The sequence below is a fragment of the Mangrovicella endophytica genome (assembly GCF_002893625.1).
Taxonomy (GTDB): domain Bacteria; phylum Pseudomonadota; class Alphaproteobacteria; order Rhizobiales; family Rhizobiaceae; genus Mangrovicella; species Mangrovicella endophytica.
The window spans coordinates 1-23,662 of the sequence record NZ_PKMZ01000015.1 but is presented as its reverse complement, the minus strand read 5'-3'; the positions used below and the strand labels follow the sequence as shown (position 1 = coordinate 23,662).

Here is a 23,662-nt window from a genome sequence, read left to right as displayed (position 1 = left end):
ATGACCGACATGCCAGCCGCCAAGGGCGACGCCCTCCTCGCCCGCATCGCCGAGGCCACCAGCCTGCGCGAGGGCCGCGAAGGCGTCGCGGCAATCCTGCGCGCCATCCACGCCGAGGGGCCGCTGCCGCTCAATGTCCTTGCCCGCCTCGTCCGCATTCCGCTGCCGGTCGTCGGCGCAGTGCGGCGCGAACTGGAAACGGCAGGCCTTCTCGTGCGCGGCGGCGGCGTCGCACTGTCGTCCGACGGTGAGCGGTTTGCCGCCGACACGCTCGGCCTGTCGCCGCGTCCGTCCGGAACGCCCGGCGCCGCAGCGAGCGATGGCGTTCCCCCACAGGCAGCGCGCACTCCGCGCCCCGAACGTCCGGAGCGTCCGGGTCGCCCCGTTCGACCTCGTCTGCAGGACGATGCCGCCGGCGCCGATCTCGACGACCGATTGAAGCCGCTGCTGCCGCTGATGGAGGTGCATGCGGCGGACGGCCCGCCCGTGGACGTTACGCTCGACCAGGCGCCCTGCACGCCGGAGACTGCCCTGCGCCGCGCTTTCGCCATGCACCAGGCTGGCGCGCTGGCCGGCCGCCGCATCCTCCTTCTCGGCGACGACGATTCGATCTCGGTCGCCCTGTCCCTGATCGCGCGCGCCATCGACGCGGCGCCGCGCCGCCTCAGCGTCCTGGAGCTCGATCCCGGCCGCATCGCGCATCTGGAACGTGCCCGCGAGCGGCATGGCCTCGCCTTCGAGATCACCGCTCATGACCTGCGCAAACCGCTGCCGGAGGGCTTCAAAGGGGCCTTCGACACGGCCGAGACCGATCCGCCCTATACGCTGGAGGGTGCTTCGCTCTTCCTGTCGCGCGGCATCGAAGCGCTCCTGGCCGAGCCAAACCTGCCCGTGTTCCTGTCCTATGCGGATCTCTCGCCGGACGACATGCTGGCACTGCAGATGCGCCTGAACGACCTCGGTCTGGCCGCCACCCGCATCCGGCCGTCCTTCAACACCTATGGCGGCGCCTCCATCCTCGGCGGCGTCGGCCAGTTGATCGAACTGAGGACGACGCGCCGCACGCGATCGGAGATCGTGGGGGAAGCGGTTGATGGGCCGATCTATACCGGTGAGGTGCGGCCGCGGCGGCGCAGCTATCGCTGCCGCACCTGCGGAACCATCGTTCCGGTCGGCACTGGCGAACGGTTCACGACGATCGAGGCGCTGAAGGATGCGGGCTGCCCGACCTGCGGCGACCATGTGTTCAGCCGTCAGCGGGGCGGCGGCGCTGCTGGGTAAAGCGACAGCCTAGTCGGCCAACGCGAGAGGCCTCTTACCCATACGGCGGCCGGGCCGAGCGGCCGGCATCTCCGAGAACGCTGTTGCTCAGCCCTCGCGCGCCTGCGCCTCGCGCGTCAGCCGCGCGAGTTCCGGAATTGACGTACCCTTCTCGATCTCGCCCATGGTGAAGCGGATGCCGAAGGCGGCCTCCAGCGCCAGCACGATACGGACATGGCCAAGCGAATCCCACGCCTCGACCTCGGCGGCACGTGTTTCGGCACTGATGCCGCCCTCCGGCTGCTCCAGCACCTCTGCGACGATGCCGGCGATCTCCTGCGCCAGTGCTTTCGTTTCGCGCACCGTCATCACCGCTCCTTCTCGTCTTCGATGCTGATGCCGCCTGGCAGCGGCAACAGGCTATCTTCCAGATCGAGGCGAAAGACCCCGTCTGTGTCCAGCCCCAGCCGGCGCGCGAAATCGCGTGCCGGCGTGTTGCGCGGCAGGGGCTCAATCCGGCCGATCAGCGCCCTCACGCCCCCACCCCTCGCGCGCTGAGCGAGCGCGTGCAGCATGGCATCCTCGACGCCCCTCTGCAGCGCCCGGCAGCTGAGAAGGAGATTGTCGAGCCGCACGACATCGCCATCCCGCCGCGCCAGCACCAGCCCGACGATGCCGTGCGACCCGAAGGCATCCTCGAGACGGAACAAGAGATCGAACGCGCTGTGCCGCTCCGCGAGCGCCGTGACATTCGGGCGGAAATCCGCGAAGGCGAACTGGTTCACCCGCCGCGCCAGTTCCGCGGCTCTGGCACGATCATCCGCCCCGAGCGGCCGGACGATGACGCGGCTCTGCAGCCGCTGCAGGAAGGCGGCAAGTCCCCCCTCCTCCGCCCGCAACCGGTCGACCTCGGCCTTCAGCCGGTACTGCTCGGCCCGGCTGGAGCTGACCGCCTGGTTTGGACCGCCGGCGAGCCGCGGATCGGCCAGCAGCATGGCGGCGAAGCCGGCTTCGTCGCCTGAGAACAGCCGCACGTCCATCTGCGGGAAGCGCACTGCCACGGCCGCGCAGTTCACCGCATCATCGTCGATGAAGACCGTATGCTCCGGGGCAAGACCTGTCTCGGCCAGCACGCGTTCCACCAGCTCGGCCTTGCCCTCCCAGGCGACAGCAAGGCTTGCAAAGGGCTGCCGCCCGAGGTGATCGGCAAATCCCGCCAGTGCCGCTTCGGCGATCGCGCGATCGTTGCGGCTGGCGGCGGCGAGCACGAGGCCACGGCTTTGCAGGCGCAGCAGCGCATCGGCATAGGCCTCGTGCAGCACGAGGTCCGTCGCGCCGTCCGCCGCCTCCCCTTCTCCGGCAACGCCGCGCCAGAGCGTGCCGTCGAGGTCGGTGATGACGAGCTTGGGTGCAGCGCCGAGCGTTGCCGCGGCGAAACCGGCGGCTGCGTCCGCGAGCGCATCGGCGGCGGCGGCGCTCGGAATTGCGCCGAAGCTCAGCGCGAAGCGCGTGTCGAGCACCGACGCGCCGCCGAGGGCCTCGTCCCCGACCGATATCTCGCGAACATCGGTGTCGTCGACGCGGTCCGCAGACTCGGCTTTGTCGCCGAAGGAGAGCACCACCGCTGGTGCCTGAACCGAGTGCGCAAGCCGGGACGCGAGCTGGCGCAGCGCCGCCGACCGCCTGGCGGGAGCGCCGGGGTCAGGCTCGGGCAGCGTCGACAGCACGACCAGATCAACATTCTGCCCGAGCGTGCCGACCTCGCCGATCCAACCCTCCGCCGCAGCGATGCCCTCGAGCGCGGTCACTTGCAGCCGCAACCCGGCAATCGCAAAGGCGAGCGTCAGGGCATCGGATACCGCCGTCGCCTGATAGGTCGAGACAAAGAGCAGCCGTACCGGCCGGAGCGGCGCCAGCGTCATGTCCGGCAGCGCTCTGCGCAACAGCGAGGACGCCCGGTTGGCGCCCAGCTGTGCCCGGGCCTGCCGCAGCAGCCGCGACAGGACCCCTGGCCCCGCCTCAGCCGCAGCCGCAATATCCTCCGGCCGGATCGCTCCGCCGTCCTCGGGCAGGAAGCGCCACCAGGCCGGCCGCTTCATGCTCAGGCGTCCAGCGGCTCGATATGCCGTGTGACGTAGCTGCGCTCCACCACGCCGTTCGGGCAGAGGCGCCGGGCGATCTCGTCGATCGTGGCATCCTCGGACATCTCGGGATTGCACAGGAGCACGTCGGCCAGCACCATCCGGTACTCCGGCCAGGTCGTCAGCATGATGTGCGACTCCGCCAGGAACACCACCAGCGTGATGCCATGCGGTACGTAGCGCTGCGCATACTCGCCGATCACCGTCGAGCCACCCGCCTTGGCGCCGGCGATCGCGGCGTCGCGCAGCGCCGTCTCGTCCTCAATGACGAGATCGCAATTGCGCATGTCAGCCAGCACCTGGCGAATTCTCATGGGATAGTCCGCGGCATTTGGAGAAAGGCCGACCCGCTTCGAGGCACCGAAGGTGCGTGAGCCGCCGGAAATCCCTATAGTCGCTCGAGCTTAGGGCGACAAGGCTGGCCGGGTGGAACGAACGCTGGCGGCCTCAACATCAGAGACGATCCCATGCCGCATGAGACTGCCGCCCCGGATAAGCCGCATATCCGCCCCTTCCGAGTGGAGGACATCGACGCCGTTGCCGGGTTCGAGGCGGAGATCGCGATCCGCTCCTTTGCCGACGAGGCGGTGACCGACCTCCAGCACTACCGCAAGAAGCTCGGCAAGCTCCTGAAATATGGCGACGACTGGACGCGCGTGGTGGAGCGGAACGGCCGCGTCGTCGGCTGGGCCTGGGTGTCCTCGCGGCAGAACTTCATCACCGGCGATCTCTATGCCGACTTCCGCAGCTTCTATGTCGATCGTGATGCCGGAGGACCGACCGTCGCCGTCACACTGCTGCGGGCGGTTATGGAGCACAGCCGCGCCGCCGGCTTCACCCGCATCGTCGGCCGCACCGCGAGTTCCAACGAAGCGATGCGCGGCCTCTATCGCCTCGCCGGCTTCCAGGAGCGGCACATCGTCTACGAACTCGACATCGGCGAGGAGGCACCCAGCCGCCTGCTCTGATGAGAGCACTCGCTCCAAATAATCAATCTAAAGTTGCAATTACGAGATCTCCAAGGCAAGCTGCTCCGGACGGAGGGCCGCCATGCAGCGCTTTCTCTATCACGATCTCATCGTTGCCGGTAATTTCTGCAACCTGAAGTGCAGCTACTGCACCAGCGTCACTGACGCCAGCGACTATGGAACGGCCACCTCCGCCTCGCACAAGGGTCGCGGCGCGACGATCGACATCGGCGGCGTGCTGACGATGGTCGATGCCATGCGCGGCCATGTCGACGCACCGGTGATGAAGGTCAGCGGCGGCGAGCTGTTCATGCTCGCCAACGCCGCCGAACTGGTCGAGGCTCTCGCCGACCGCTACAGCCATGTGCAGGTTCTCAGCAACGGCACCGAACTGACGCCGGCGATCGTCGACAGGCTGCTCGGCCTCGGCAATGTAGGCTTCAACCTTTCGCTTGATGGCCACACGTCGGCGATGAATGCGATGCGCTGGCGCTCGGAGAATATCGGTCGCCGAGTGATGGCAGCCTTCGAGGCGCTCGCGGGCACCGCGGTGCCGCTCGAGATCACCAGCGTCATCAGCGATGCCAATGCCGCGGCCTTTCCCAGTTTTCTGTCCTATCTCGGCAGTTTTCCCGCAGACATCACCGCCGTCCCGATCCCGGTGCGCGGCATCCATGCCGACCTCCTGTTCACGCCGGAATGCCGCCGCCTTCGCTGCCATGCTGCGCCGCTTGCCGGACGAGGCGTCGCCGGTGCTCGGCCCGCCCGCCTACTACTTGGCGCTGGCCGACTTCCTCGATCGCCATGGCAGCCGCCGCCATGCCCGCTGCTACCTGCCCGACGCCGCGCTCCAGCTCTTCGATACCGGCGCGCTCACACCGTGCCCGGTCGGCTGGACGGCCGAGATCGGCAACCTGAAGACCGGCGACGCCGGAACGGTCATGGCGGAGGTCGGCCGCCACAAGATGTACGATCTTCTGACCCGCGAGCCGCCGCGCGTGCCGGTCTGCCGCAACTGCTTCAGCCAGGCCGACATCGTCACCCTCTTCATCGCGGGAGCCGTGTCGATTGAGGAGATCACCCGCATGCCGATGTACGGCACGGCCGAGGCTCGAGGTCGCCTCCTGGAACTGCGGGAGCGTCTAAGTGCGGCGAAGACGTCTGCAGCGGCTCCATCGTTCGGGTCGACGCTTGCGCTGGTCTAGGCTGCCCCAGCCTGAGATCACACCACCATCGGCTCATGCCGGGCGGATCTCGGGGCCATCATCCGCGCCGCCGCGTCGATCGTGTCGCAGGTCGGCAGAACCGAAAGGAGCATCAGGTCTGCGATCGCCGGCGGCTCTGCGGCCTCCATGCCGCAGGACCCGGCAGCCATCAAACTGACCCGCCGGCCGAGGCGCTCGGCCGATCGCCAGTCGCAGGCCCTCAGATGGTGCAGGCCGAGCGACAGGAGGTCTGGCGAAGCGGCATAAACGGCCGCCACCGCCCCGAGCCGCCGCCGCCGCTCGGCCGAGGATGGATCGGCGAGCTCAGCAAAGTCCGGCCGCCGGCCGTTGGCCTTCAGGGCGGTGACGCCGGCCACCGCCGCGATGAGCACGGGCAGGTTACGGCGGCGGATCAGATGATCGGCGACGAAGAGGCGGGTGCGCGGCTCGAGGTCGCCGGCGGGATCGATCCCGCGCGCGACGCCGCGCAGGTCGCCGCCGGCGATCAGCAGGGACGCGAAGGCATCGACGGTTCCGAACGGGGTCAAGGCCAGCGCCAGCGCGATGCCGGCAAGGCGGGGATCATCCGTCGGGGCAGCGACCATCAGCATGTCGGCGGCTGGGATTCGACCGCCGTGCAGCATCACCTGTCGCAGCGCCAGACCATCGAAGCGTCCGTCGCTCAGATTCCGCAGAGCTTCAGCAAGACGGGCGAGATCGGCCGCGTCGCGGTCGCTCACGACCTCCGAGAACATGTGCTCCGCTGAGACCAGATGCTGCTTGCCAGCGCATTCCAGAAGCAGGCTCACGCCCATTCTCGCTCCTCAGCCAACAACCCGTGACCCTGAAAGTCATCGGCTGCATACATCTTTAAGTTGTATTCATTGCGTTGTCGACTTAGTCTCTCCCAGCCGGAGAGGAGAGCACCATGAGCGTTGCCGCTGATCTGCAACAGACATCAAGCGCCGAGGCGATCGCCGCTGATCTTGCCGCCGTCCTGCGCGACATCACGGCCGCCAACGAGCTGGTCCCGCCGGATGCGGACCTTGTCTCCGACAGTTTCGGAGCGATTGGCCTCAACTCGGTCGACTATCTCGAATTCGTCCTCAATATCGAGAGCCGCCTCAACATCGACGTGCCCGACGAAGCGCTGATGGATCCGGCACTGAAATCTGTCTTGGCTTGGGCAGACTGGCTGGCGGTCAATGCCGAGCGGCTCCGCACGCCGGACCTGGCGGCACGCTGATGGCGGTGGCCGCACGGTCGCTGACGCGGGTCGCGCTCGTCGGGCCGCGCGAGGAGCCCTTCACGGACGATCCGGAGCGCGAGCATCGCGAAACGATGCTGCGCAGCTATGAGGAGATCGTCCGCGACGTCGCGACCTTCGGGTCGGACTACACGGTGTCCCGCGAATTCCTCGGCATCGAATATCTGGCTGCCAGCCTTCGCCGTGCCGGCCGCACCGTCCGCCTCCTCGGCGCCTCGAACGAGGGCCTGTCCGACAAGGCTGTCCTCGACGCCCTCATCGACTTCGCGCCCGGTCTCGTCGGCTTCTCGCTGCTCTACGACCTTCAGCTCGCCAATGCGCTGATCCTCGCGCGCCAGCTGAAGCTGGTTCGGCCCGGCACCTTCGTGGTCTTCGGCGGACCGCTGGCGTCAGCAATCGGCCAACTGCTGCTGGAGACCTTCGACTGCATCGACGGCGTGATCGAGGGCGAAGGGGAAGCCGCCATCGTCGCCCTGGCCGACACGCTCGATGCCGGCGGCGATCTAACCGGCGTGCCGGCGCTGCAGCACCGCACGCTGGATGGCATCATCGCCAATCCGCGTGGCGCTCCGCTCGACCTCGACGACCTGCCGCATCCCTCGCGCGACGGCATCGCCTCCATCCGCGCCCGCGGCCTGCCGGTGCCGAGCGCGTATCTGACGACCTCGCGCGGCTGCAAGGCCTTCTGCACCTTCTGCTCGGTGCCAAACATCGTGCGTGGCCAGAAGGGCGGCACCTATCGCATGCGCGATCCGCGCGACGTCGTCGACGAGATGGAGGCGGTGGTGCGCGACCAGGGCGTCAGCCGCTTCTACATGGCCGACGACAACTTCCTCGGCTATGGCGAGGAGAGCAACCGGCGGATGCTCGCCTTCGCGGACGAGATCGTCGCGCGCGACCTTGCCGTCAGCTTCCATGCCGAATGCCGCGTCGATTCGCTGGTGCCGGAGACCCTCATGCGTCTGCGCCGCGCCGGCTTCGACCAGATCCTGTTCGGCCTCGAATCCGGCTCGCCGAAGACGCTGAAGCGCTGGGCCAAGGGGCAGACGGTGGAGCAGAATGAGGCGGCGGTCGCCCTCGCCCGCCGGCTGCGCCTCGACCTTATGCCGAGCATGATCCTGCTCGACTGGGAATCCGGTCTCGACGAGGTGGCGGACTCCGTCGCTTTCATCGAGCGTACCGCGCTCTATCGCTCCGGCCAGCCGCTCTGGCTGGTCAACAAGCTGAAGGTCCATTGCGGCACCGCTGCCGCGCGCCGCTACGACAACGTCCATGGCAGGCCGTCGCTCCCGCCGCTGCGCGACGACGAGACCAGTCTCAGGCGTTGGTGCGCCACTGTGACCTACCAGGTGACCCCGATCGAGAACCCTCATGTCGCGGCCTTCTGGAGCGCCCTCAACGCTGAGGCCAACCGCTGGTCGGTGCTGCTCGACGAGGCGGTGCCGGCGATCCTGAAGGCGCTGCGAGCCGACCACAGGCGCGACGCTGCGGATACGCTGGCGCTGGTGAGCCGCCTTGCTGCCTATCGCCGCTCGATCGGACCGGCACTCGCCGGTCTGATGCGCCTCCTCGTCGATGCCGCGGCCGAAGCGGAGCGGCGCCATCGCCCGCCAGCGGGTCTCGATCGCCTCGCGCGCCACTATGCTGCCGAGCATGAGCTTCAGCATTTCCCGGCCGGCATTCTGGAGACGCTGACCGGCAGCGGTGCGGGCGACCCCATCCCTCGCCGCGTATCCGTCGCGGCTCGGCCGCTGGCTTCAGCCGGATGAACAAGGCCAACGCCCCGGTCCTGTCGGTGATCGTCCCGACCGCCGGCAAGCGGGAGCGCCTCGTCCTCGCGCTTCACGCGCTGATTGCACAGTCCCTCCCCGCCGACCGCTTCGAGACGATCGTGGTGCTCGACGCGGCGGAGGACGACGGCTCCCTTGAGGCGATCGCTGCAGCCGAGGCGGCCGGTCTCCGCGTCTCTACGCTTCTTGCCGGCGGCCTTGGCCAGGCGGCCGCGCAGAACCGGGGCGCGGCGGCGGCGCGAGGCGACGTTCTCCTCTTCATGGACGACGACGTGCTACTCTCGCCCACCTATCTCGCGACCTGCAACGCCAGGGTCGCGCAAGCGCCCGATACCGTCTGCCGCGCGCCGGTCTACCTCCTGCGCTACCTCGCCGCCTTCCGCGATCCAGAGCGCGGCCTTCGCTACGACGGCCGCCCCGACGGCGGCTCGCTCCTCGCCGGGCGGACGATCAGCCGAGCCATGGTCCTCAGCGACTGGCCGGCCATCGCGCGGCAGTGCCGGCACCGCAACCGCTTCGAGCGGCTGGTTTCGGATTGTCTCGGCGCCGCGCCGCAGCGTCATCCCTGGCTCGGCTATTCAGGTTCCGGCGTCGCGCTGCAGCGCAGCCTGTTCGAGGCGGCCGGCGGTTATGACGAGGCTTTCGGCCGGCGCTGGGGTTGCGAGGCGATCGAGCTCGGCTACCGGCTGTGGCGGCGCGGTGCCCGCTTCCGCGAACTGCCCGGCATCCTCTCGGCCCATATGGACCATCCACGCGGCGCTTCGCTGACGAGCTTTGCCGACAGCTTCGACTACTTCGCCGCCAAGCACGGCGACCTGGCGATTCGCGAGGTACAAGCGCTGATCGCCGGGCCATCCCTGCTGCCGCCCGTTATGGCAGCCCCTTCAGCCTGACGATCGATCAAGGAAGCTGCGCAGCCGCTCTGCACCCGCTGCAAAGACGGCGGGCTCGACGGCCGTGGAGATGCGGATCCAGAAGTCCCGTCCCGTAGCGTCGTCATGATCGGCAAAGACGGTCTCGGTGTAGAGGTCGATGCCGGCTGCGTCGAAGGCGGCGGTGACAAACGCCCACTCAGACCGACCCGTTTCCAGCTTCACCGCGTGGTTGAAGCCGGCTGCCAGCGGTACCGCCTCCCTCATGTGCGGGCCGAGCAGCGTCGCAAATGTCGCGCGGTTTTCCGCGCAGGTGGCTGCGACGCTTGCCAAGTCTGCCCGGTAGCAGGCGAGTGCTTCGCTCCAGTCGCGATCGCCGTCGATGAAGCTCCATAGGCCACCGAAGCTCGAGAAATCGTCGCCGTATGGCGCGAAATGCCGGAGATAGGCGCCGGCACGCCGCAGCCTCGTGGCGGTCGCCTTATCGACGTCAGCCCTATTGAGCGTCGCCTGCCTCCTTGCCCGCGCCAGCGCGCGTAGCACCATGTCGAGCGCCAGCGCGCTCACGCCCACATTGCTCGGCGACCAGTGCTGGCGCTCGTTGCGCCGCCGCGCCTGCGCGGCCACCGGCTCTGCGGCGATCAGCACGCCGGCCCGCAGCCCCGCCAGACTGCGGGACTTGGAAAAGCTGCCGATGAGGATCAGCCGCTCCGGAAAACGGTCGCGGCCCGCGAGCGGCGACGGCAGGTCGCCCTCGTCCGGGAGCGCCAGGCTCGGCACCTCGTCGAAGACGAGCCAGCAGCCGTTCTCCTCCGCGCAGTCGCAGACGGCCGCAAGGTCGGCGGCATTGTAGAGCTCGCCCGACGGATTGGTCGGCTGCGACAGCACGACGATGGCCGGACGCTGCTTGCGGATCAGCCGGCACGCCTCCTCCGCATCCGGCAGGATGCGACCGGGATGCTGCGAGGAGACGGTGCGGTAGGCGATGCCGCATTCCTCCGCGACCGTGGAGAAGAAGGAGTAGTTCAGCCCGAGCACCAGAGCAGTGCGCGCATCGGCGGCCGCCAGGGTGCGGAAGGCGCTGGCGAGCGCCCCCGTGGCGCCGACCGTGAGGCAGATGTTGGAGAGGCCAACGCTGTCGCTGCGCCCCAGCCGGTCGTGCAGCTCGAACAAGATGGCAGCGACCGCGGACAGCGCACCGCCGGGCGCGGTGTAGTTCTCGATCAGCATGCGCGAGCCGAGCTCGCGCGCAGCAATATCGAGCAGCACCCGCGGCGCCCTCAGGTGGTTCACGCCGGAGGAGAGGTAGGCGATCGCGCCATGCCGCTGCACCACTGCGGCCCGCCGCGCCGGATCGTAGAAGTAGGCGTTGGCCCGCTCCAGCGACCGGTAGGTCATGAGGTGAGCGCCCCGGCGTGATCGTCAGCGGGCTGGGTAGCGGCCTGCAGGGCCAGCACCTCGGCAAAGCCGACACGACGCGCAATCAGCGTCTCCGTCGCCCCCTCGACCATGACCTCCGCCGGCCAGTCATGGCCGAGAAAGTTCAACGGGCTCGCCTGCTTGGCATAGGCGCCGCAATTGGCGAAGGCGAGGCGGTCGCCGACACGGAGATCCGCCGGCAGCGGAACGGCGCCGGCGAGGCGGTCGAGCGGCGTGCAGAGTGGCCCGGTCAGCTCCGTCGGCCGTTCGTCTCCGCACACGCTTTCGCGCAGGAGCCGTACCGTCACGGGTCTTCGCAGCGCCCGCAGAGCGCCAGACAGGCCGAGCATGTGGTGAATGCCGCCGTCGAGGCAGGCAAAGCGCGTTCCGCCGGCTTCAAGGACGGCGAGGACCCGCGCCACGTACCAACCGTAAGGGCCTGTCAGATAGCGGCCCGGCTCGAAGGCAAAGGTCACTGCATGCGGGATCGCCGAGCGAATGGCGCGAAGCCGCTCGGTCACCGGCGCCAGGTCCAGCGGCGCGTCATCGGCATAGGCCGGTACGCCGAAGCCGCCCCCGAAGTTGAGGAATCGGAGGCGGTGCGATCGTCCGGCAGCCATGGCGACGTCGGCGAAGCGTGCAAAGCGCTCGGCGAAGGCGTCACCGGACAGAACCTGCGACGATTGGTGGTTGTGCAGGCCGATGACGCTGACGCCGCCGAGGGATCTTGTACGCTCAAGCACACCCGGCAGCGCTGCGGCCGGAAAGCCGAACGGTGATGGACCGGCCCAGCCGCCGCGCCGCACGCCCTCGCCAGCGGCCAGGTCGATGCGCAGGGCCACCGGCGCCCTGCGTCCGAGCTTTGTGCCGATCGCCTGCAGCCGCTCCAGCTCGTCGAGCGAGCCCGACTGGATCGCTCGCAGCCCGATTTCGACGGCCCGCGTCAGCAGGCGTTCGGTCTTGGCGGGGCCGGAGACGACGATCGCCTCCGATGGAATGCCGGCGGCAAGAGCCAGATCGAGCTCGCCCTCCGAGGCCACCTCGGCGCCGCAGCCCTCGTCGCGCATCAGGCGGGTGACGGCGTGATGCGGGTTGGCCTTCACGGCATAGAAGAGCTGCGCACCACTGGGCAGCGCGGCCCGCAGCCGCCGCACCGCGCTTCGCATGCCGTCCGCGCCATAGACGAAGAGCGGCGTGCCGAAGCGCTGGGCGAGCGCGGCGAGGCGCGCCGGCCGGATCGCCGCCTCGCCGCCCGTAACTTCGGCATCACCGCGCCCGAACGGGTCGTCCATCATCCACCTCCGATACAGGCGGATGATGCAACTTCAGATAGAAATTACAAGATCGTCGAACACGTGACTCAGATCGAGCCAGCCTCGACCATATAGTTGCCGGCGGTGCACATGGCGGCATCGTCCGAGCACAGGAACAGCACCATGCGGGCGACATAGACGGGCTCGATGAGGTCCGGCAGGCACTGACGCTGCAGGTGCTTGTCCAGCGCCTCCGGCGTTGCCCACAGCGTCTTCTGCCGCTCCGTCATGATCCAGCCGGGCACAACCGTGTTGACGCGGATGCGGTGCTTGCCGAGATCGCGCGCGAAGGATCGCGTCATGCCGTGCACCGCAGCCTTGGCGGTTGTGTAGACCGGCATGCCGCCGGAGCCTTCCCACCAGGAGTTGGAGCCGAGATTGACGATGGCGCCCTTGCCGGCCGCAATCATGCCGGGCGCCACGGCTTGCGTGGCGAAGAACATATGGCGGAGATTGGTCTGGATGCGCTCGTCGTAGTAGTCGGGCGTCACATCCTCCCAGCCATGCCGATCATCACGCGCAGCGTTGTTGACGAGCACCTCGGCCGGCCCAACAGCCTCCGCCAGAGCCGCAAAGGCACGGCGCAGCGCGTCGATGTCGCGCAGATCGCAAGGCTCGAACCGGACGCTCCTGCCCTCGCCCGTCAGGCGCTCGGCCAGTGCACGCCCGCCCGTCTCGTCGATATCCACGAAGCCGACCGATGAGCCTTGCTCGGCAAAGGCCGAGACGATCTCGGCGCCGATGCCCGAAGCGCCGCCGGTGACGAAAACGCGGCGGCCGGACAGGCTGGGATGTTGAGCGAATGTCATCGCTGATGGCTCCTGAGAGTGTGCGGGGCAGCGTCTGCCGCTGCCAATGGCCAATGGCGGCACGGCCGCTCCGCGGTCATGCTACGATATCGGAATGCGACGGTTCGCGGCGTGCGAGGTCGCCTCAGGCTGTCATGCCGTGGCAAAGGCCCCGGGATTGCGGGTCCAGACTGAGAGGTTGAGCGCCGCAGCGATGCTGACCCAGACGAGGTAAGGCACCAGCAGCCAGGCGGCGACGGCGCTGACGCCGGCAAACAGCACGATGGTCCAGACGATCGCGCACCACAGCAGCAGGATGTCGACGAGCGCCAGTGCCGGGCGCCTGATGCCGAAGAAGAGCGGCGACCAGGCAGCGTTCAGGACGAGTTGCACGGCGAAGGCCGTGAACGGCCAGGTCGCGAGCCCCACCCGGTTGTAGACCAGCCAGCCGCTGACGGCGATCATAACGTAGAGCACCGTCCAGATGATCGGAAAGGCGCGGTTCGGCGGCGTCCACGACGGCTTCTGCAGCGTCTCATACCAGCGACCCGGCCGGAACAGGATTCCGGTCGCGGCGACCAGTAGGGAGAGAAGCAGGAAAACGGCAAGCGAGGCGAAGGAATCGAGATCCATGGCAGCGGTCTATCAGACGATGGGGCTGGTGACGATGAAGATCGCGGCGGCTGCGAGGCAGGCGCTCGCCGCCAGCATCTGCGATGGGCGAAGCCGCGCGAAGAAGCGCGGCGCCTCGCCTCGCCGGGCCGCGATCGGGTCCAGAACGGCAAGGCTGAGGAAGCCGGCGATCTCCAGGACGGCCGCCGCGATCGGATAGCCCCACACTGTTCCGAGGAGGCCCAAAAAGCCTGCGGCGAATAGCCAGATCGCGGTGGCGACTGTCCCTGCGGAGCCGCCATCCGCAAGCGCGAAGCCATAGCCGCGCCGCACGCCGCCGAGAAAGATCAGGAGCGCGGCACCCCAGAACAGCGTCAGGTTCACTGTCAGGAAGCTCAGCGCGTCGCTGGCCAGCCACATCGCCAGCGTACCCGCGGCGAGCGGCAGGACGGCGAACCAGCCGAGCAGGCGGCTGCGCGGCGGGACCGCCTCGTCCGCCTGCGCAGAGGACCGGTGCGCCTCTTCCAGTATGGTCATCGAAGGGTTGGCTCCTCGCTGGTCACTCGGCTGAGATGGGGCGCCGGGTCAGTTCCGACAGCAGCACGGGCGATCACGCCTTGCGGCGCAGCGGTCTTACCGCTTCCAATGCCGGCTGGGCGCCACTATGCCTTAGCACTTCCGCCCCTCTCAGGGCATCATCTGCGAGAACAATGACCCTGCCACCCCGCTCCGGCAAGATCGCCTTCGTGGTGACGGAAGACTGGTTCTTCGTCTCGCATTTCCTGCCGATGGCGCGCGCCGCCGTCGAAATGGGGCTCCAGGCCGTGGTGATCACGCGTGTGCGTGCCCATGCGGATGCGATCCGCGCCACCGGGGCGCGCGTCATCCCGCTCGAAGCCGAGCGGCGCGACATCCGCCCGACTTCGATAATCCCGACGGTCCGCCGCCTGACGGAGATCCTGGAAGCCGAGCGGCCGGACATCGTCCATTGCATCGCGCTCCGCTCCATCCTCGTCGGCGGCGCCGCAGCGGCACGGGCAGGGATCAGGCGACGCGTCTTTGCGCTGACCGGCCTCGGCTATCTCGGTGCGCGGCGGGACCTTGCCGGACACGCTGCCCGCGGCGTCATCGCCGCCGCGCTGCGCGGGCCGCTATCCAGCGCGCGAACGCGCTATCTCTTCGAGAACCCGAACGATGCCGGTTTCCTCGGACTCGATCCCGGGTCGCCGCGCGTCACGATCGTCGGTGGCGCCGGCGTCGACCCGTCGGCACTCCCGCCCCTGCCGCTTCCGCCCGTCTCGACGCTGCGCATCGCCGTGGTCGCACGAATGCTCTGGTCGAAGGGCATCGACACCGCGGTGGAGGCGGTGATGCGCGCGCGGGCCGCCGGCGCCGACGTCGAGCTGTCGCTGTTCGGCGCGCCCGACCCATCCAATCCGAAGGCGGTTCCCGAAGCGCAGCTCCGCGCCTGGAGCGAGCACGGCAGCATCGTTTGGCGCGGCTTTGCCGGCGACATCGCGGCCGTCTGGCGCGAGCACCACGTCGCCTGCCTCGCCTCGCGCGGCGGGGAAGGGCTGCCGCGCACCCTGCTGGAGGCCGCCGCCTGCGGGCGTGCCATCCTGACGACGGATGTTCCGGGCTGCCGGGACTTCGTCCGCGACGGGCTCGACGGCATCATCGTGCCGCCGGGCAACTCCGATGCCCTCGCCGCCGCGATGCAGCGCCTTGCCGGCGACCGCGCGCTCTGCGAAGCGATGGGGCGATCGGGCCGCGAGCGGATTCTCGCCGGCTACACCGAGCGCCATGTCATGGATGCCGTGGCCGCGCTCTACCGTGACATGCTGCAGGATTGAGGCTGCCGGCTCGGCGGCCATGGGGGCGTTCATCACGCTCTGATGGCGGACGCGATAATTGTTGAATCGCGGCGGGCCCGGATCCGCTTGATTTGGCCGGGCGTTCCGGTAGCGCTGCCGCGGACGCCGAAAGGCTAGAACCCGCCCTCGAATCGCCGATCTTGGCGGTCACCGCAGCTTGCACAGGGCGGCGGCACGACGACGGCAGCAGCCGCCGCGGCATGACCAGCGAAGGACATCCCATGGCCAGCATGATCCCCTTCATCGACCTTGCGACGCAGCGCGACCGTATCCGCGCCAAGGTCGAGCGTCGCATCGCGGCGATCATGGACTCAGGCGCCTTCATCATGGGACCCGACGTCACCGAGCTGGAGGCCAGGCTCTCCGCTTTCGGCGGCATGTCGGAGACGCTGAGCTGCGGCTCCGGCACGGACGCGCTGGTGCTGCCGCTGATGGCCTGGGGCGTGAAAGCGGGCGATGCCGTCTTCGTGCCGAGCTTCACCTTCGCGGCGACGGCGGAGGTGGTCGCCTTGTGTGGCGCGACACCCGTTTTTGTCGACGTCCTGCCCGACACCTTCAACATGGATCCGGCCCATCTCGCCGTCGCGATCGCCGACGTGTTGGCCGAGGGCAAGCTGACCCCGCGCGCGGTGATCGCCGTCGATCTCTTCGGGCAGATCGCCGACTATGCGTCGATCCGAGCCGTCTGTGACGCACATGGCCTCAAGCTCGTCTCCGATGCCGCACAGGGCTATGGCTCGACGCGTGACGGACAGATGGCCAGCCGCTGGGCCGACGTTGTGGCGACCAGCTTCTATCCGGCAAAGCCCCTTGGCTGCTACGGCGACGGCGGCGCGGTGCAGACCAATGACGCCGAACTCGCCAGCGCGATGCGCTCGCTGCGTGTCCACGGCATGGGCAGCGACCGCTACGACAACGTGCGCATCGGCATTAACGGGCGCATGGATACGATCCAGGCCGCTGTCGTCCTGGAGAAACTCGAGATCTTCGCCGAAGAGATCGCCGCCCGCGACCGCATCGGCCGCCGCTATGACGAGCTCCTCTCCGGCACCGTGACGCCGCAGGCCCTCCCCGCCGGTGTCGTCTCCACCTGGGCGCAGTACACGGTGAAGGTCAGCGGCGGCCGGCGCGACGCCTTCATGGCGGCGATGAAGGCGCATGGCGTGCCGACCGTCATCTATTATCCGAAGGCCCTGCATCAGCAGACCGCCTATCGCGACTTCCCGGTCGCAGGTGGCCGTCTGCCGGCGACGGAAGCCCTGTGCACCGAGGTGGTGAGCCTGCCGATGCACGCCTATCTCGACGAGCCCACGCAGGACCGCATCGTCGAGGCGGTGAAGCGCTCGCTCGACACCGTCAAGGCTGAGGCCGCCTGAGCACGTCCATCACGATGCCGCTCGACGCTGCGGAAACCTCTAAATGTTGGAAGTCGCCGACTGAGGCTTAACCTCTTTGCGCTAGTCTAGCCGGACTGAGCCTGCCGCCCGACGGCAGGCGACTGCCCGCGGAGGAGGCCCAATGTTCCCGACACCCGTCGCAAGCGCCGAGCCGATGAGCCTTGCCTTCGAGACCAGGCCGCTGGTCAAGCCGACGGGCTTCCGGGAATATGATGCGCGCTGGTGGTTCGGCCGACCGGGTAGCGACAAGGCGCCCGAGCTGAACCTGATGGGCGTGCAGGCCCTTGGCCTCGGCCTTGCGACACTGATCGCCGAGAAGGGCGTCGGACCCGGCATCGTGGTCGGGCACGACTTCCGCGCCTACAGCGCCTCGATCAAGACGGCGCTGATCGCCGGGCTGCTCGCCGGTGGTGCCGACATCAAGGATATCGGCCTGGCGCTCTCGCCCATGGCCTATTTCGGCCAGTTCGCGCTGGATTGCCCCTCTGTCGCGATGGTGACGGCCTCGCACAACGAGAACGGCTGGACCGGCATCAAGATGGGCTGTGAGCGCCCGATGACCTTCGGCCCCGAGGACATGGGGCGGCTGCGCGACATCGTCCTCTCCGGCGCCTTTCGCGAGGCGCCCGGCGGACGCTACAGCTTCGTCGAGAACTTCGGCGCCACCTATGCCGACGACATCACCAAGGGCCATCATATCGGCCGCAAGCTGAAGGTCGTTGCGGCCTGCGGCAACGGCACGGCGGGCGCTTTTGCGCCGGACATCCTGCGCCGCATCGGCCTCGATGTGGTCGAGCTCGATACGAAGCTCGACCACTCCTTCCCGCGCTACAATCCCAATCCCGAGGACATGGAGATGCTCCATGCGATCAGCGCGGCGGTGCTGGAGCATGGCGCAGATGTCGGTTTTGGCTTCGACGGCGATGGCGATCGCTGCGGCATCGTCGACAATGAGGGCCATGAGATCTTCGCCGACAAGATCGGCGTGATGCTGGCGCGCGACCTGTCCTCCGTCACGCCGAACGCGCGCTTCGTCGTCGACGTGAAGTCGACCGGCCTGTTCATGACCGACCCGGTGCTGCGCGCCCAAGGGGCCGAGACCGACTACTGGAAGACCGGCCACTCCTATATCAAGCGGCGCGTCAACGAACTGTCCGCCGTCGCCGGGTTCGAGAAGTCCGGCCACTTCTTCTTCAACGCTCCGCTCGGACGCGGCTACGACGATGGCTTGATGACGGCGATCGCCGTCGCCGAGATGCTGGATCGCAATCCGAGCCGCTCGATGGCGGATCTCTACCGGGCGCTGCCGCTCACCTACGGCTCTCCGACCATGTCGCCGCACTGTCCGGACGAGGTGAAGTACGGCGTCGTCGAGCGCGTCGTCGCCGAGATCGAGGCAATGCGGGACCGCGGCGAAAGCCTCGCCGGCCAGCCGATCGCCGACATCGTCACGGTCAACGGCATCCGCGTCACCGCCGAGGACGGCACCTGGGGCCTGGTGCGCGCCTCCTCCAACAAGCCGGAGTTGGTGGTCGTGGTGGAGAGCCCGGTCTCGGAGCATCGCAAGCGCGAGATGTTTGCGGCCCTCGACACCATTCTGCGCAAGGGCGGCGAGGTCGGCGCCTACAACCAGACGCTCTGAGGCACAACCGGCGGCGCGCGGCGCCGTCTCGGACTTCAGGCGTCAGGCGCCGGAGCGCGTGGTGCAGCGCGGGCTTCGATCTTCCACGCCTCGCGCGGGCGCACTAGATTGCGCCTCGCATGCCCCGCCGACTCGCCTTACCCCTGACGATCACCAAAGCCCAAGCCCGCCGCATCTGGTTGCGGGCGCAGCGGCTGGATGCAGAGGGGCCCTTCGGCGACGGTCCCGATGCGACGCGCCTTGCGGTGGAGCATCTCGGCTATGTGCAGATCGACACGATCAACGTCATCGAACGCTGCCACCACCACATTCTCTGGAACCGCATTCCGACCTATCGCCGCGAGCATCTGCAGCACGCACAGTCCAAGGAGAAGAGCGTCTTCGAATACTGGACGCACGCGCTTTCCTACGTGCCGACACGGGACTTCCGGTTCTTCCTCGGGGACATGAAACGCCACCGGCTGGCGCCGCGGCAGTGGAACACCTCGGTTTCGAAGGCTGATCTGCGCAAGGTCGTGGAGCGCATCCGCCGCGACGGACCGCTCACCATCCGCGACATCGACGACGACGTGCTGGTGGAAAAGGATCATGCCTGGGCAAGCCGCAAGCCGTCGAAGCGGGCGCTGCAGCTGGCCTTCTACAACGGCACCCTGGTGATCAGCGCACGGGCCGGTATGCTGAAGACCTATGAGCTGACCGAGCGCCATTTCGGCTGGGTAGAGATGCCGCGCCCGGCAACGGACCGCCAGGTGCTGGACTACATGCTGGATCGGGCGCTGCGGGCGCAGGGGCTCGTCAGTCTCGACTCCATCTGCCATCTTGCGGCTTCCAAGAAGCCGGACGTGAAGGCCATCATCGAGTCCCGCGTGAAGCAAGGGCGCCTGCGTCCGGTGCTGATCGAAGACGAGCCCGGCGCACCGCCGCACTGGAGCGAGCCTGAGACACTGGAGTCGATCCCCGAGACGCTGGACGAGCGCGTCCACATCCTTTCGCCCTTCGATCCTCTGATCATCCAGCGCAAGCGCCTGCAGCTCTTCTTTGGCTACGATCACCGCTTCGAGGCCTATGTGCCCAAGGAGAAGCGCCTCTTCGGCTACTTCGCCCTACCCGTCCTGATCGGCGACCGGATCGTCGCCGTCATCGATGCCAAGGCGGACCGCGAGGCGCGCCGGCTGCTGATCCAGCAGTGGACGTCGGTCTCCGCCGATGCCGACGGTGCGGCCAAGCCGCTGATCGAAGAGGCGCTGCATCGCTTCGAGGGTTTTCAGCTCGCCGGCTGAGGCCGCGGCCGCAGAGGGGCTTCCCGTTGCCGCGGTTCGGCGGCCCAGTGGCGCGGCCATGGCGCAATGCATGCTAGAAGCATTGATTCTGCGACCGTCTTTGCGATCTTGCCACAGGCGGTAGCAGCGTTGATCCAGATCGTGCGGCAGCCGTCCGGCTGAGAGTTCTTGAGCGAATGACCGAATTCACGGTGAAGCACAGCACGGTCTACCGCTACGGACGGCCGGTCGAGTTCGGCGAGCATCGGCTGATGTTTCGCCCGCGCGACAGCTACGATCAGCGTCTGCTGACCGCGTCGCTGGCCATCGACCCCGAGCCTTCGCATATCCGCTGGATCCACGACGTCTTCGGCAACTGCGTCGCGCTCGTCACCATCGCCCGGCCCGACGACACGCTGTCCTTCGAGACCGAGATCTCGCTGGAGCACACGCCGCAGTCGACCCCCGATTTCCGGATGAGCGAGGAGGCCGCCAGCTACCCGCTCGTCTACGCGCCGGACGATCTCGCCGACCTCGCGCCGACCATCCAGCGCCACTACGAGGATCCAGCCGACGAGGTCGGCCGCTGGGCCAAGCGCTTCCTGCATCCCGGCGGCGAGACGCAGACGGCGACGATGCTGATGACGCTCTGCTACGCCATTCGCGAAAGCTTCGCCTATGGGCGGCGGACCGAGATGGGTACGCAAACGCCGATCGAGACGCTGCACAAGCGGCGCGGCACCTGCCGCGACTTTGCCCTCTTCATGATGGAGGCAGTGCGCTCGCTCGGCCTCGCCGCGCGCTTCGTCAGCGGCTACATCTACGTTCCCGATCGCGACGGCTCGCAGACGCTCGGCGGTGGCGCCACCCATGCCTGGTGCCAGGTCTACCTGCCGGGCGCGGGCTGGGTCGAGTTCGACCCGACCAACGGTATCGTCGGCAATCGCGACCTCATTCGCGTTGCGGTAGCGCGCGACCCGCGCCAGGCGATACCGCTCTCGGGAAGCTACCACGGTCTTGCCAGCGACTTCTCGTCGATGACCGTCCAGGTCAACGTGACCACGGCTGCCGCGACGATTGCGAGCGAACTGCTGCCGACCCCGCTTGCCAAGCCGCAGCAGAACCCCAGACTCAAAGGTGAACGCGCCCGCTCCACCCGCTAATCAGCCCCCCTGACGCAAGGACATTGACCTCCGATGAAGATCCGCGCCGGCTTCACCCTGTCCTATGACTGCGTCCAGGAGACGCCGATGCTGCTGGTGCTGAACATTCATCCGTCCCGCCGCGTCGATCTTCTGAGCGATCAGGTGCTCAGCTTCGATCAGCCGATCGAAGCCTGGAATTACGTCGACAGTTTCGGCAACGCCTGTACCCGCATCGTCGCGCCCCCCGGCCGGACGACCGTCTCCACCGCCTTCGAGATCTATGACACCGGCATGCCGGACGTCGTCGCCCGCGACGCCCAGCAGCTCGAGATCAAGAACCTGCCGGACGAGGTGCTCGTCTTCCTGCTCGGCAGCCGCTACTGCGACACGGATCGCCTGGCGGACTTCGCTTGGTCGCGCTTCGGCGCCACGCCGCCCGGCTGGGACAGGGTCCAGGCGATCTGCGACTTCGTCCACAGCCACATCGCCTTCAACTATCAGAACGCCGACTCCACCCGCACGGCCCATGGCGGCTACATCGACAAGACTGGTGTCTGCCGTGACTTCGCCCATCTTGCCGTCACCCTGTGCCGCTGCATGAATATCCCGGCGCGCTACTGCACGGGATATCTCGGCGACATCGGCATCCCGCCTGTGCCCTATCCGATGGATTTCAGCGCCTGGTTCGAAGTCTATCTGAGCGGCCACTGGTTCACCTTCGACGCGCGGCACAATCATCCGCGCATCGGCCGCATCCTGATGGCGACGGGGCGCGACGCCACCGATGTTGCCCTGTCGACCAACTTCGGTCCGTCAGTGCTCAGCCATTTCGAAGTGGTAACGGAAGAAGTTCCGCTCGCGGCATAGGGAAAGCCGCCCATCACATCGCGATGCCAGAACTTTGATCACACATCGAGACGACCAGGGTCGCGTCGATTGGTGGTGTGGCGGCGTGGAAGACACGTGATCATCGGAGACGAAAATCGCGGAGGCTGAGGTCGCCATCGCCCTCTCCTGCAGGGCGTCCGTCGCTGGTAACGGGGCGGTCCTGCAACCCCACATAGCGGGCCTGCGCCTGCGAACCCGGTTTACGTGGCGCCGTGCGTCCGCCGGCGGCGTGACTACGGCGAAGACCGTTCGCCGCTGCCGCGCATGAGCCTCAGCTTCTCATGCGTAAGATGCCGATTTCTCTACACGCTTCAAGCTCTTACGCAGTGCGGGTTCGGTGATGGATGTGGGCACCGTCCATTCCGGGAGGAGCACTGCAAGGCCGCCGTAGCGACTGAAACACAGCTGCTCTGCAGGGACATCATCTACATAGTAAGTAAGGTTGCCGTACGACTATGCTCCTAGAGGATGCATATTCGTACCTGAAACAGCACAGATGCAATTTCGGATAGAATTAGTCGATTACGCCTAAAGTTGTATATCGGCAAATTACCTTGCGTTCGCAAAGATGCATTTCTTGCCTTCTACACACTTTATGAAATTTCAATTCTTTCGGGGCATAGTCGCTAAACAGATGTGCCGATAAACACCGCCGTCTTCTTCGTAATACAGCTCATTTTCCCCGCCCGGTTCCCCTGTAGGTCGGCGCTATAACAGCGCACCGCCTCCGTCTGTTCAGTGAAAGACATGATGTTCATCAACAATCTCAGGATATCCAAGAAGCTGATCCTGTCCTTTACCGTGCTGATCCTGGCAGTGGTAGCAGTGAATGTCTTCGTCTACACGCGGCTGCAGACGATCGAGCTGGCAACCGTTAAGCAAAATCACTCGGCAGAAGTCGCGGATCTCGCCGCCTCGCTCGAGATCTTCCTTCTGGAGCAGCAAAATGGTGTCCGGGGCTTCGCCGTTGAGCCTTCGGATACCTTCCTGAAGCGGATCGACGATGCGAGAGCGAACACCGACCAGACCATCGCCTCGCTATCGGACAAGGTGCAGCTTCCTGAAGCTCTCGCCATCATCAAGAAGATGGCCGCGGAAGTCACAGCCTATGAGGCCGACGCGTCTCAGCTGATCAAAGAGCTGCAGGACCCTGCGACCGTTGAGGCCGCCCGCCGGTCCCTGGCGGAGCGAGGCCGCCTGACAGCGATCCGTCCGCTGCTCGCCCAGTTCAACGAGATCGAGGACCGGGTTGGCGCGGAGCGTCAGCTCCAGAAGGATGAAGCCTTCAGTGTCGCTTATACGACGCTCCTCGCCGGCGCTCTGATCGCGGCCGCGATCTCGAGCCTGATCGCGTTGCTGCTCGCCCGCACTGTGGCGAAGCCGATCCAGACGATGACGGATGCGATGCGCAGCCTGGCAGCCGGCGACAAGACAATCACTGTGCCGGCGCTCCACCATAAGGACGAAGTCGGCCAGATGGCGCAGGCCGTTCAGGTCTTCAAGCAGGCCGCGATCGAGAAGGATCGTCTCGAAGCCGAGGCCGAGCGCACCCGCCAGGCTCAGGAAGCCGAGCGCGAGCGCTTGGCCGGCATCGAGCGCGCCAAGGCCGAGGAGCTTCAGGCCTTCGTGCATGACATCGAGGGCGGCTTCGGGCGGCTCGCCGATGGCGACCTCACCGTCCGCCTCGATCGTCCGGTCGCTGTCGAATACGAAACCATCCGCCAGCAGTTCAACGGCTCGATCGGCAAGCTGGAGGACACGGTCGGCTCGGTGGTGACCTCGATCGGCGCCATCCGCACCGGTCTTGCCGAGATCACGGTGG

General features: G+C 67.4%; 21 protein-coding genes and 2 pseudogenes. 14 read left to right on the top strand and 9 right to left on the bottom strand.

Annotated elements, in window-relative coordinates:
- Entirely contained in the window at window positions 1–1,281 is a 1,281-nt protein-coding gene (locus tag C0R46_RS19620) for a bis-aminopropyl spermidine synthase family protein (RefSeq protein WP_102961373.1), read from the top strand.
- An 87-nt stretch (window positions 1,282–1,368) separates the two neighbouring features.
- On the opposite strand, the gene C0R46_RS19615 is transcribed toward C0R46_RS19620, so the two are convergent.
- The 3 genes from C0R46_RS19615 to C0R46_RS19605 are packed head-to-tail and all read right to left on the bottom strand — an operon-like array spanning window position 1,369 to window position 3,715.
- Window positions 1,369–1,629: an acyl carrier protein gene (locus C0R46_RS19615; RefSeq protein ID WP_102961372.1), complete on the bottom strand. Its 261-nt coding sequence runs from the start codon at window positions 1,627–1,629 to the stop codon at window positions 1,369–1,371.
- The gene (locus C0R46_RS19610) at window positions 1,629–3,359 is read right to left on the bottom strand and encodes an HAD-IIIC family phosphatase (RefSeq protein ID WP_102961371.1); all 1,731 of its coding nucleotides are present in this window, start codon (window positions 3,357–3,359) and stop codon (window positions 1,629–1,631) included. The genes C0R46_RS19615 and C0R46_RS19610 overlap by 1 nt, the downstream gene beginning before the upstream one ends.
- A 2-nt stretch (window positions 3,360–3,361) precedes the next feature.
- Window positions 3,362–3,715: an S-adenosylmethionine decarboxylase family protein gene (locus C0R46_RS19605; protein ID WP_102961370.1), complete on the bottom strand. Its 354-nt coding sequence runs from the start codon at window positions 3,713–3,715 to the stop codon at window positions 3,362–3,364.
- A gap of 153 nt (window positions 3,716–3,868) precedes the next feature.
- On the opposite strand from C0R46_RS19605, the gene C0R46_RS19600 reads away from it, so the two are divergent.
- From C0R46_RS19600 to C0R46_RS21215, 3 genes and pseudogenes are all read left to right on the top strand, one after another.
- Window positions 3,869–4,369, top strand: coding sequence for a GNAT family N-acetyltransferase (locus tag C0R46_RS19600; RefSeq protein WP_102961369.1), 501 nt, complete (start codon window positions 3,869–3,871; stop codon window positions 4,367–4,369).
- Between the two features lie 82 nt (window positions 4,370–4,451).
- Window positions 4,452–4,847: pseudogene (locus C0R46_RS21390) on the top strand (radical SAM protein); the annotation flags it as partial.
- Window positions 4,848–5,043: 196 nt separating this feature from the next.
- Complete coding sequence (locus C0R46_RS21215) at window positions 5,044–5,574, top strand: hypothetical protein (protein ID WP_245413688.1); 531 nt, start codon at window positions 5,044–5,046, stop codon at window positions 5,572–5,574.
- Between the two features lie 17 nt (window positions 5,575–5,591).
- Here C0R46_RS21215 and C0R46_RS19590 read toward each other — a convergent pair whose 3' ends face one another.
- On the bottom strand, window positions 5,592–6,389 hold the full coding sequence (locus C0R46_RS19590) for a hypothetical protein (RefSeq protein ID WP_102961367.1): 798 nt from the start codon (window positions 6,387–6,389) through the stop codon (window positions 5,592–5,594).
- A gap of 113 nt (window positions 6,390–6,502) precedes the next feature.
- Between C0R46_RS19590 and C0R46_RS19585 the strand changes: the two genes are divergently transcribed.
- Genes C0R46_RS19585 through C0R46_RS19575 form a run of 3 tightly spaced genes read left to right on the top strand, consistent with a single transcriptional unit; the run spans window position 6,503 to window position 9,524 of the window.
- Complete coding sequence (locus C0R46_RS19585) at window positions 6,503–6,820, top strand: phosphopantetheine-binding protein (RefSeq protein ID WP_102961366.1); 318 nt, start codon at window positions 6,503–6,505, stop codon at window positions 6,818–6,820.
- Window positions 6,820–8,610: a B12-binding domain-containing radical SAM protein gene (locus C0R46_RS19580; protein WP_102961365.1), complete on the top strand. Its 1,791-nt coding sequence runs from the start codon at window positions 6,820–6,822 to the stop codon at window positions 8,608–8,610. The genes C0R46_RS19585 and C0R46_RS19580 overlap by 1 nt, the downstream gene beginning before the upstream one ends.
- A complete protein-coding gene (locus C0R46_RS19575; protein WP_102961364.1) occupies window positions 8,607–9,524 on the top strand; it encodes a glycosyltransferase family 2 protein in 918 nt (305 codons plus the stop codon). Before C0R46_RS19580 ends, C0R46_RS19575 begins: the two co-directional genes overlap by 4 nt.
- Here C0R46_RS19575 and C0R46_RS19570 read toward each other — a convergent pair.
- The 5 genes from C0R46_RS19570 to C0R46_RS19550 all read right to left on the bottom strand — a co-directional run bounded on the left by C0R46_RS19570 (window position 9,516) and on the right by C0R46_RS19550 (window position 14,172).
- Window positions 9,516–10,901 carry a pyridoxal phosphate-dependent aminotransferase gene (locus tag C0R46_RS19570; protein WP_102961363.1) on the bottom strand — a complete coding sequence of 462 codons (1,386 nt, stop codon included), beginning with the start codon at window positions 10,899–10,901 and terminating at the stop codon, window positions 9,516–9,518. The two genes, C0R46_RS19575 and C0R46_RS19570, sit on opposite strands and share 9 nt — an antisense overlap.
- Window positions 10,898–12,217, bottom strand: coding sequence for an alanine racemase (locus C0R46_RS19565; RefSeq protein ID WP_102961362.1), 1,320 nt, complete (start codon window positions 12,215–12,217; stop codon window positions 10,898–10,900). The genes C0R46_RS19570 and C0R46_RS19565 overlap by 4 nt, the downstream gene beginning before the upstream one ends.
- 65 nt (window positions 12,218–12,282) lie before the next feature.
- Entirely contained in the window at window positions 12,283–13,044 is a 762-nt protein-coding gene (locus tag C0R46_RS19560) for an SDR family NAD(P)-dependent oxidoreductase (protein ID WP_102961361.1), read from the bottom strand.
- 132 nt (window positions 13,045–13,176) lie between these two features.
- Entirely contained in the window at window positions 13,177–13,656 is a 480-nt protein-coding gene (locus C0R46_RS19555) for a TspO/MBR family protein (RefSeq protein ID WP_102961360.1), read from the bottom strand.
- Between the two features lie 12 nt (window positions 13,657–13,668).
- Complete coding sequence (locus C0R46_RS19550; RefSeq protein ID WP_102961359.1) at window positions 13,669–14,172, bottom strand: DUF3429 domain-containing protein; 504 nt, start codon at window positions 14,170–14,172, stop codon at window positions 13,669–13,671.
- 173 nt (window positions 14,173–14,345) lie between these two features.
- On the opposite strand from C0R46_RS19550, the gene C0R46_RS19545 reads away from it, so the two are divergent.
- The 7 genes and pseudogenes from C0R46_RS19545 to C0R46_RS19515 form a co-directional block, all read left to right on the top strand.
- The gene (locus C0R46_RS19545; protein ID WP_102961358.1) at window positions 14,346–15,488 is read left to right on the top strand and encodes a glycosyltransferase; all 1,143 of its coding nucleotides are present in this window, start codon (window positions 14,346–14,348) and stop codon (window positions 15,486–15,488) included.
- 242 nt (window positions 15,489–15,730) lie between these two features.
- On the top strand, window positions 15,731–16,885 hold the full coding sequence (locus C0R46_RS19540) for a DegT/DnrJ/EryC1/StrS family aminotransferase (RefSeq protein ID WP_102961357.1): 1,155 nt from the start codon (window positions 15,731–15,733) through the stop codon (window positions 16,883–16,885).
- Window positions 16,886–17,027: 142 nt separating this feature from the next.
- Window positions 17,028–18,548, top strand: coding sequence for a phosphomannomutase/phosphoglucomutase (locus tag C0R46_RS19535; RefSeq protein WP_102961356.1), 1,521 nt, complete (start codon window positions 17,028–17,030; stop codon window positions 18,546–18,548).
- Window positions 18,549–18,667: 119 nt separating this feature from the next.
- Window positions 18,668–19,828: a winged helix-turn-helix domain-containing protein gene (locus C0R46_RS19530; RefSeq protein ID WP_102961355.1), complete on the top strand. Its 1,161-nt coding sequence runs from the start codon at window positions 18,668–18,670 to the stop codon at window positions 19,826–19,828.
- A gap of 176 nt (window positions 19,829–20,004) precedes the next feature.
- Window positions 20,005–20,871: pseudogene (locus tag C0R46_RS19525) on the top strand (transglutaminase family protein); the annotation flags it as partial.
- Between the two features lie 132 nt (window positions 20,872–21,003).
- Complete coding sequence (locus tag C0R46_RS19520; protein ID WP_102961353.1) at window positions 21,004–21,819, top strand: transglutaminase-like domain-containing protein; 816 nt, start codon at window positions 21,004–21,006, stop codon at window positions 21,817–21,819.
- Window positions 21,820–22,587: 768 nt separating this feature from the next.
- Window positions 22,588–23,662 (top strand): HAMP domain-containing protein (locus C0R46_RS19515; RefSeq protein WP_157944703.1); only part of this gene is annotated, 1,075 nt, incomplete at its 3' end.

Excerpts from the sequence above, each read along its gene's own strand:
- C0R46_RS19590 (WP_102961367.1), bottom strand. The coding sequence starts at position 6,389 with ATGGGCGTGAGCCTGCTTCTGGAATGCGCTGGCAAGCAGCATCTGGTC.
- C0R46_RS19600 (WP_102961369.1), top strand. The coding sequence starts at position 3,869 with ATGCCGCATGAGACTGCCGCCCCGGATAAGCCGCATATCCGCCCCTTC.
- C0R46_RS19550 (WP_102961359.1), bottom strand. The coding sequence starts at position 14,172 with ATGACCATACTGGAAGAGGCGCACCGGTCCTCTGCGCAGGCGGACGAG.
- C0R46_RS19570 (WP_102961363.1), bottom strand. The coding sequence starts at position 10,901 with ATGACCTACCGGTCGCTGGAGCGGGCCAACGCCTACTTCTACGATCCG.
- C0R46_RS19555 (WP_102961360.1), bottom strand. The coding sequence starts at position 13,656 with ATGGATCTCGATTCCTTCGCCTCGCTTGCCGTTTTCCTGCTTCTCTCC.
- C0R46_RS19530 (WP_102961355.1), top strand. The coding sequence starts at position 18,668 with ATGCCCCGCCGACTCGCCTTACCCCTGACGATCACCAAAGCCCAAGCC.
- C0R46_RS19580 (WP_102961365.1), top strand. The coding sequence starts at position 6,820 with ATGGCGGTGGCCGCACGGTCGCTGACGCGGGTCGCGCTCGTCGGGCCG.
- C0R46_RS19575 (WP_102961364.1), top strand. The coding sequence starts at position 8,607 with ATGAACAAGGCCAACGCCCCGGTCCTGTCGGTGATCGTCCCGACCGCC.
- C0R46_RS19610 (WP_102961371.1), bottom strand. The coding sequence starts at position 3,359 with ATGAAGCGGCCGGCCTGGTGGCGCTTCCTGCCCGAGGACGGCGGAGCG.
- C0R46_RS19535 (WP_102961356.1), top strand. The coding sequence starts at position 17,028 with ATGTTCCCGACACCCGTCGCAAGCGCCGAGCCGATGAGCCTTGCCTTC.
- C0R46_RS19540 (WP_102961357.1), top strand. The coding sequence starts at position 15,731 with ATGGCCAGCATGATCCCCTTCATCGACCTTGCGACGCAGCGCGACCGT.
- C0R46_RS19560 (WP_102961361.1), bottom strand. The coding sequence starts at position 13,044 with ATGACATTCGCTCAACATCCCAGCCTGTCCGGCCGCCGCGTTTTCGTC.
- C0R46_RS19545 (WP_102961358.1), top strand. The coding sequence starts at position 14,346 with ATGACCCTGCCACCCCGCTCCGGCAAGATCGCCTTCGTGGTGACGGAA.
- C0R46_RS19585 (WP_102961366.1), top strand. The coding sequence starts at position 6,503 with ATGAGCGTTGCCGCTGATCTGCAACAGACATCAAGCGCCGAGGCGATC.
- C0R46_RS19520 (WP_102961353.1), top strand. The coding sequence starts at position 21,004 with ATGAAGATCCGCGCCGGCTTCACCCTGTCCTATGACTGCGTCCAGGAG.
- C0R46_RS19565 (WP_102961362.1), bottom strand. The coding sequence starts at position 12,217 with ATGATGGACGACCCGTTCGGGCGCGGTGATGCCGAAGTTACGGGCGGC.
- C0R46_RS21215 (WP_245413688.1), top strand. The coding sequence starts at position 5,044 with ATGCCGACCTCCTGTTCACGCCGGAATGCCGCCGCCTTCGCTGCCATG.
- C0R46_RS19605 (WP_102961370.1), bottom strand. The coding sequence starts at position 3,715 with ATGAGAATTCGCCAGGTGCTGGCTGACATGCGCAATTGCGATCTCGTC.
- C0R46_RS19615 (WP_102961372.1), bottom strand. The coding sequence starts at position 1,629 with ATGACGGTGCGCGAAACGAAAGCACTGGCGCAGGAGATCGCCGGCATC.
- C0R46_RS19620 (WP_102961373.1), top strand. The coding sequence starts at position 1 with ATGACCGACATGCCAGCCGCCAAGGGCGACGCCCTCCTCGCCCGCATC.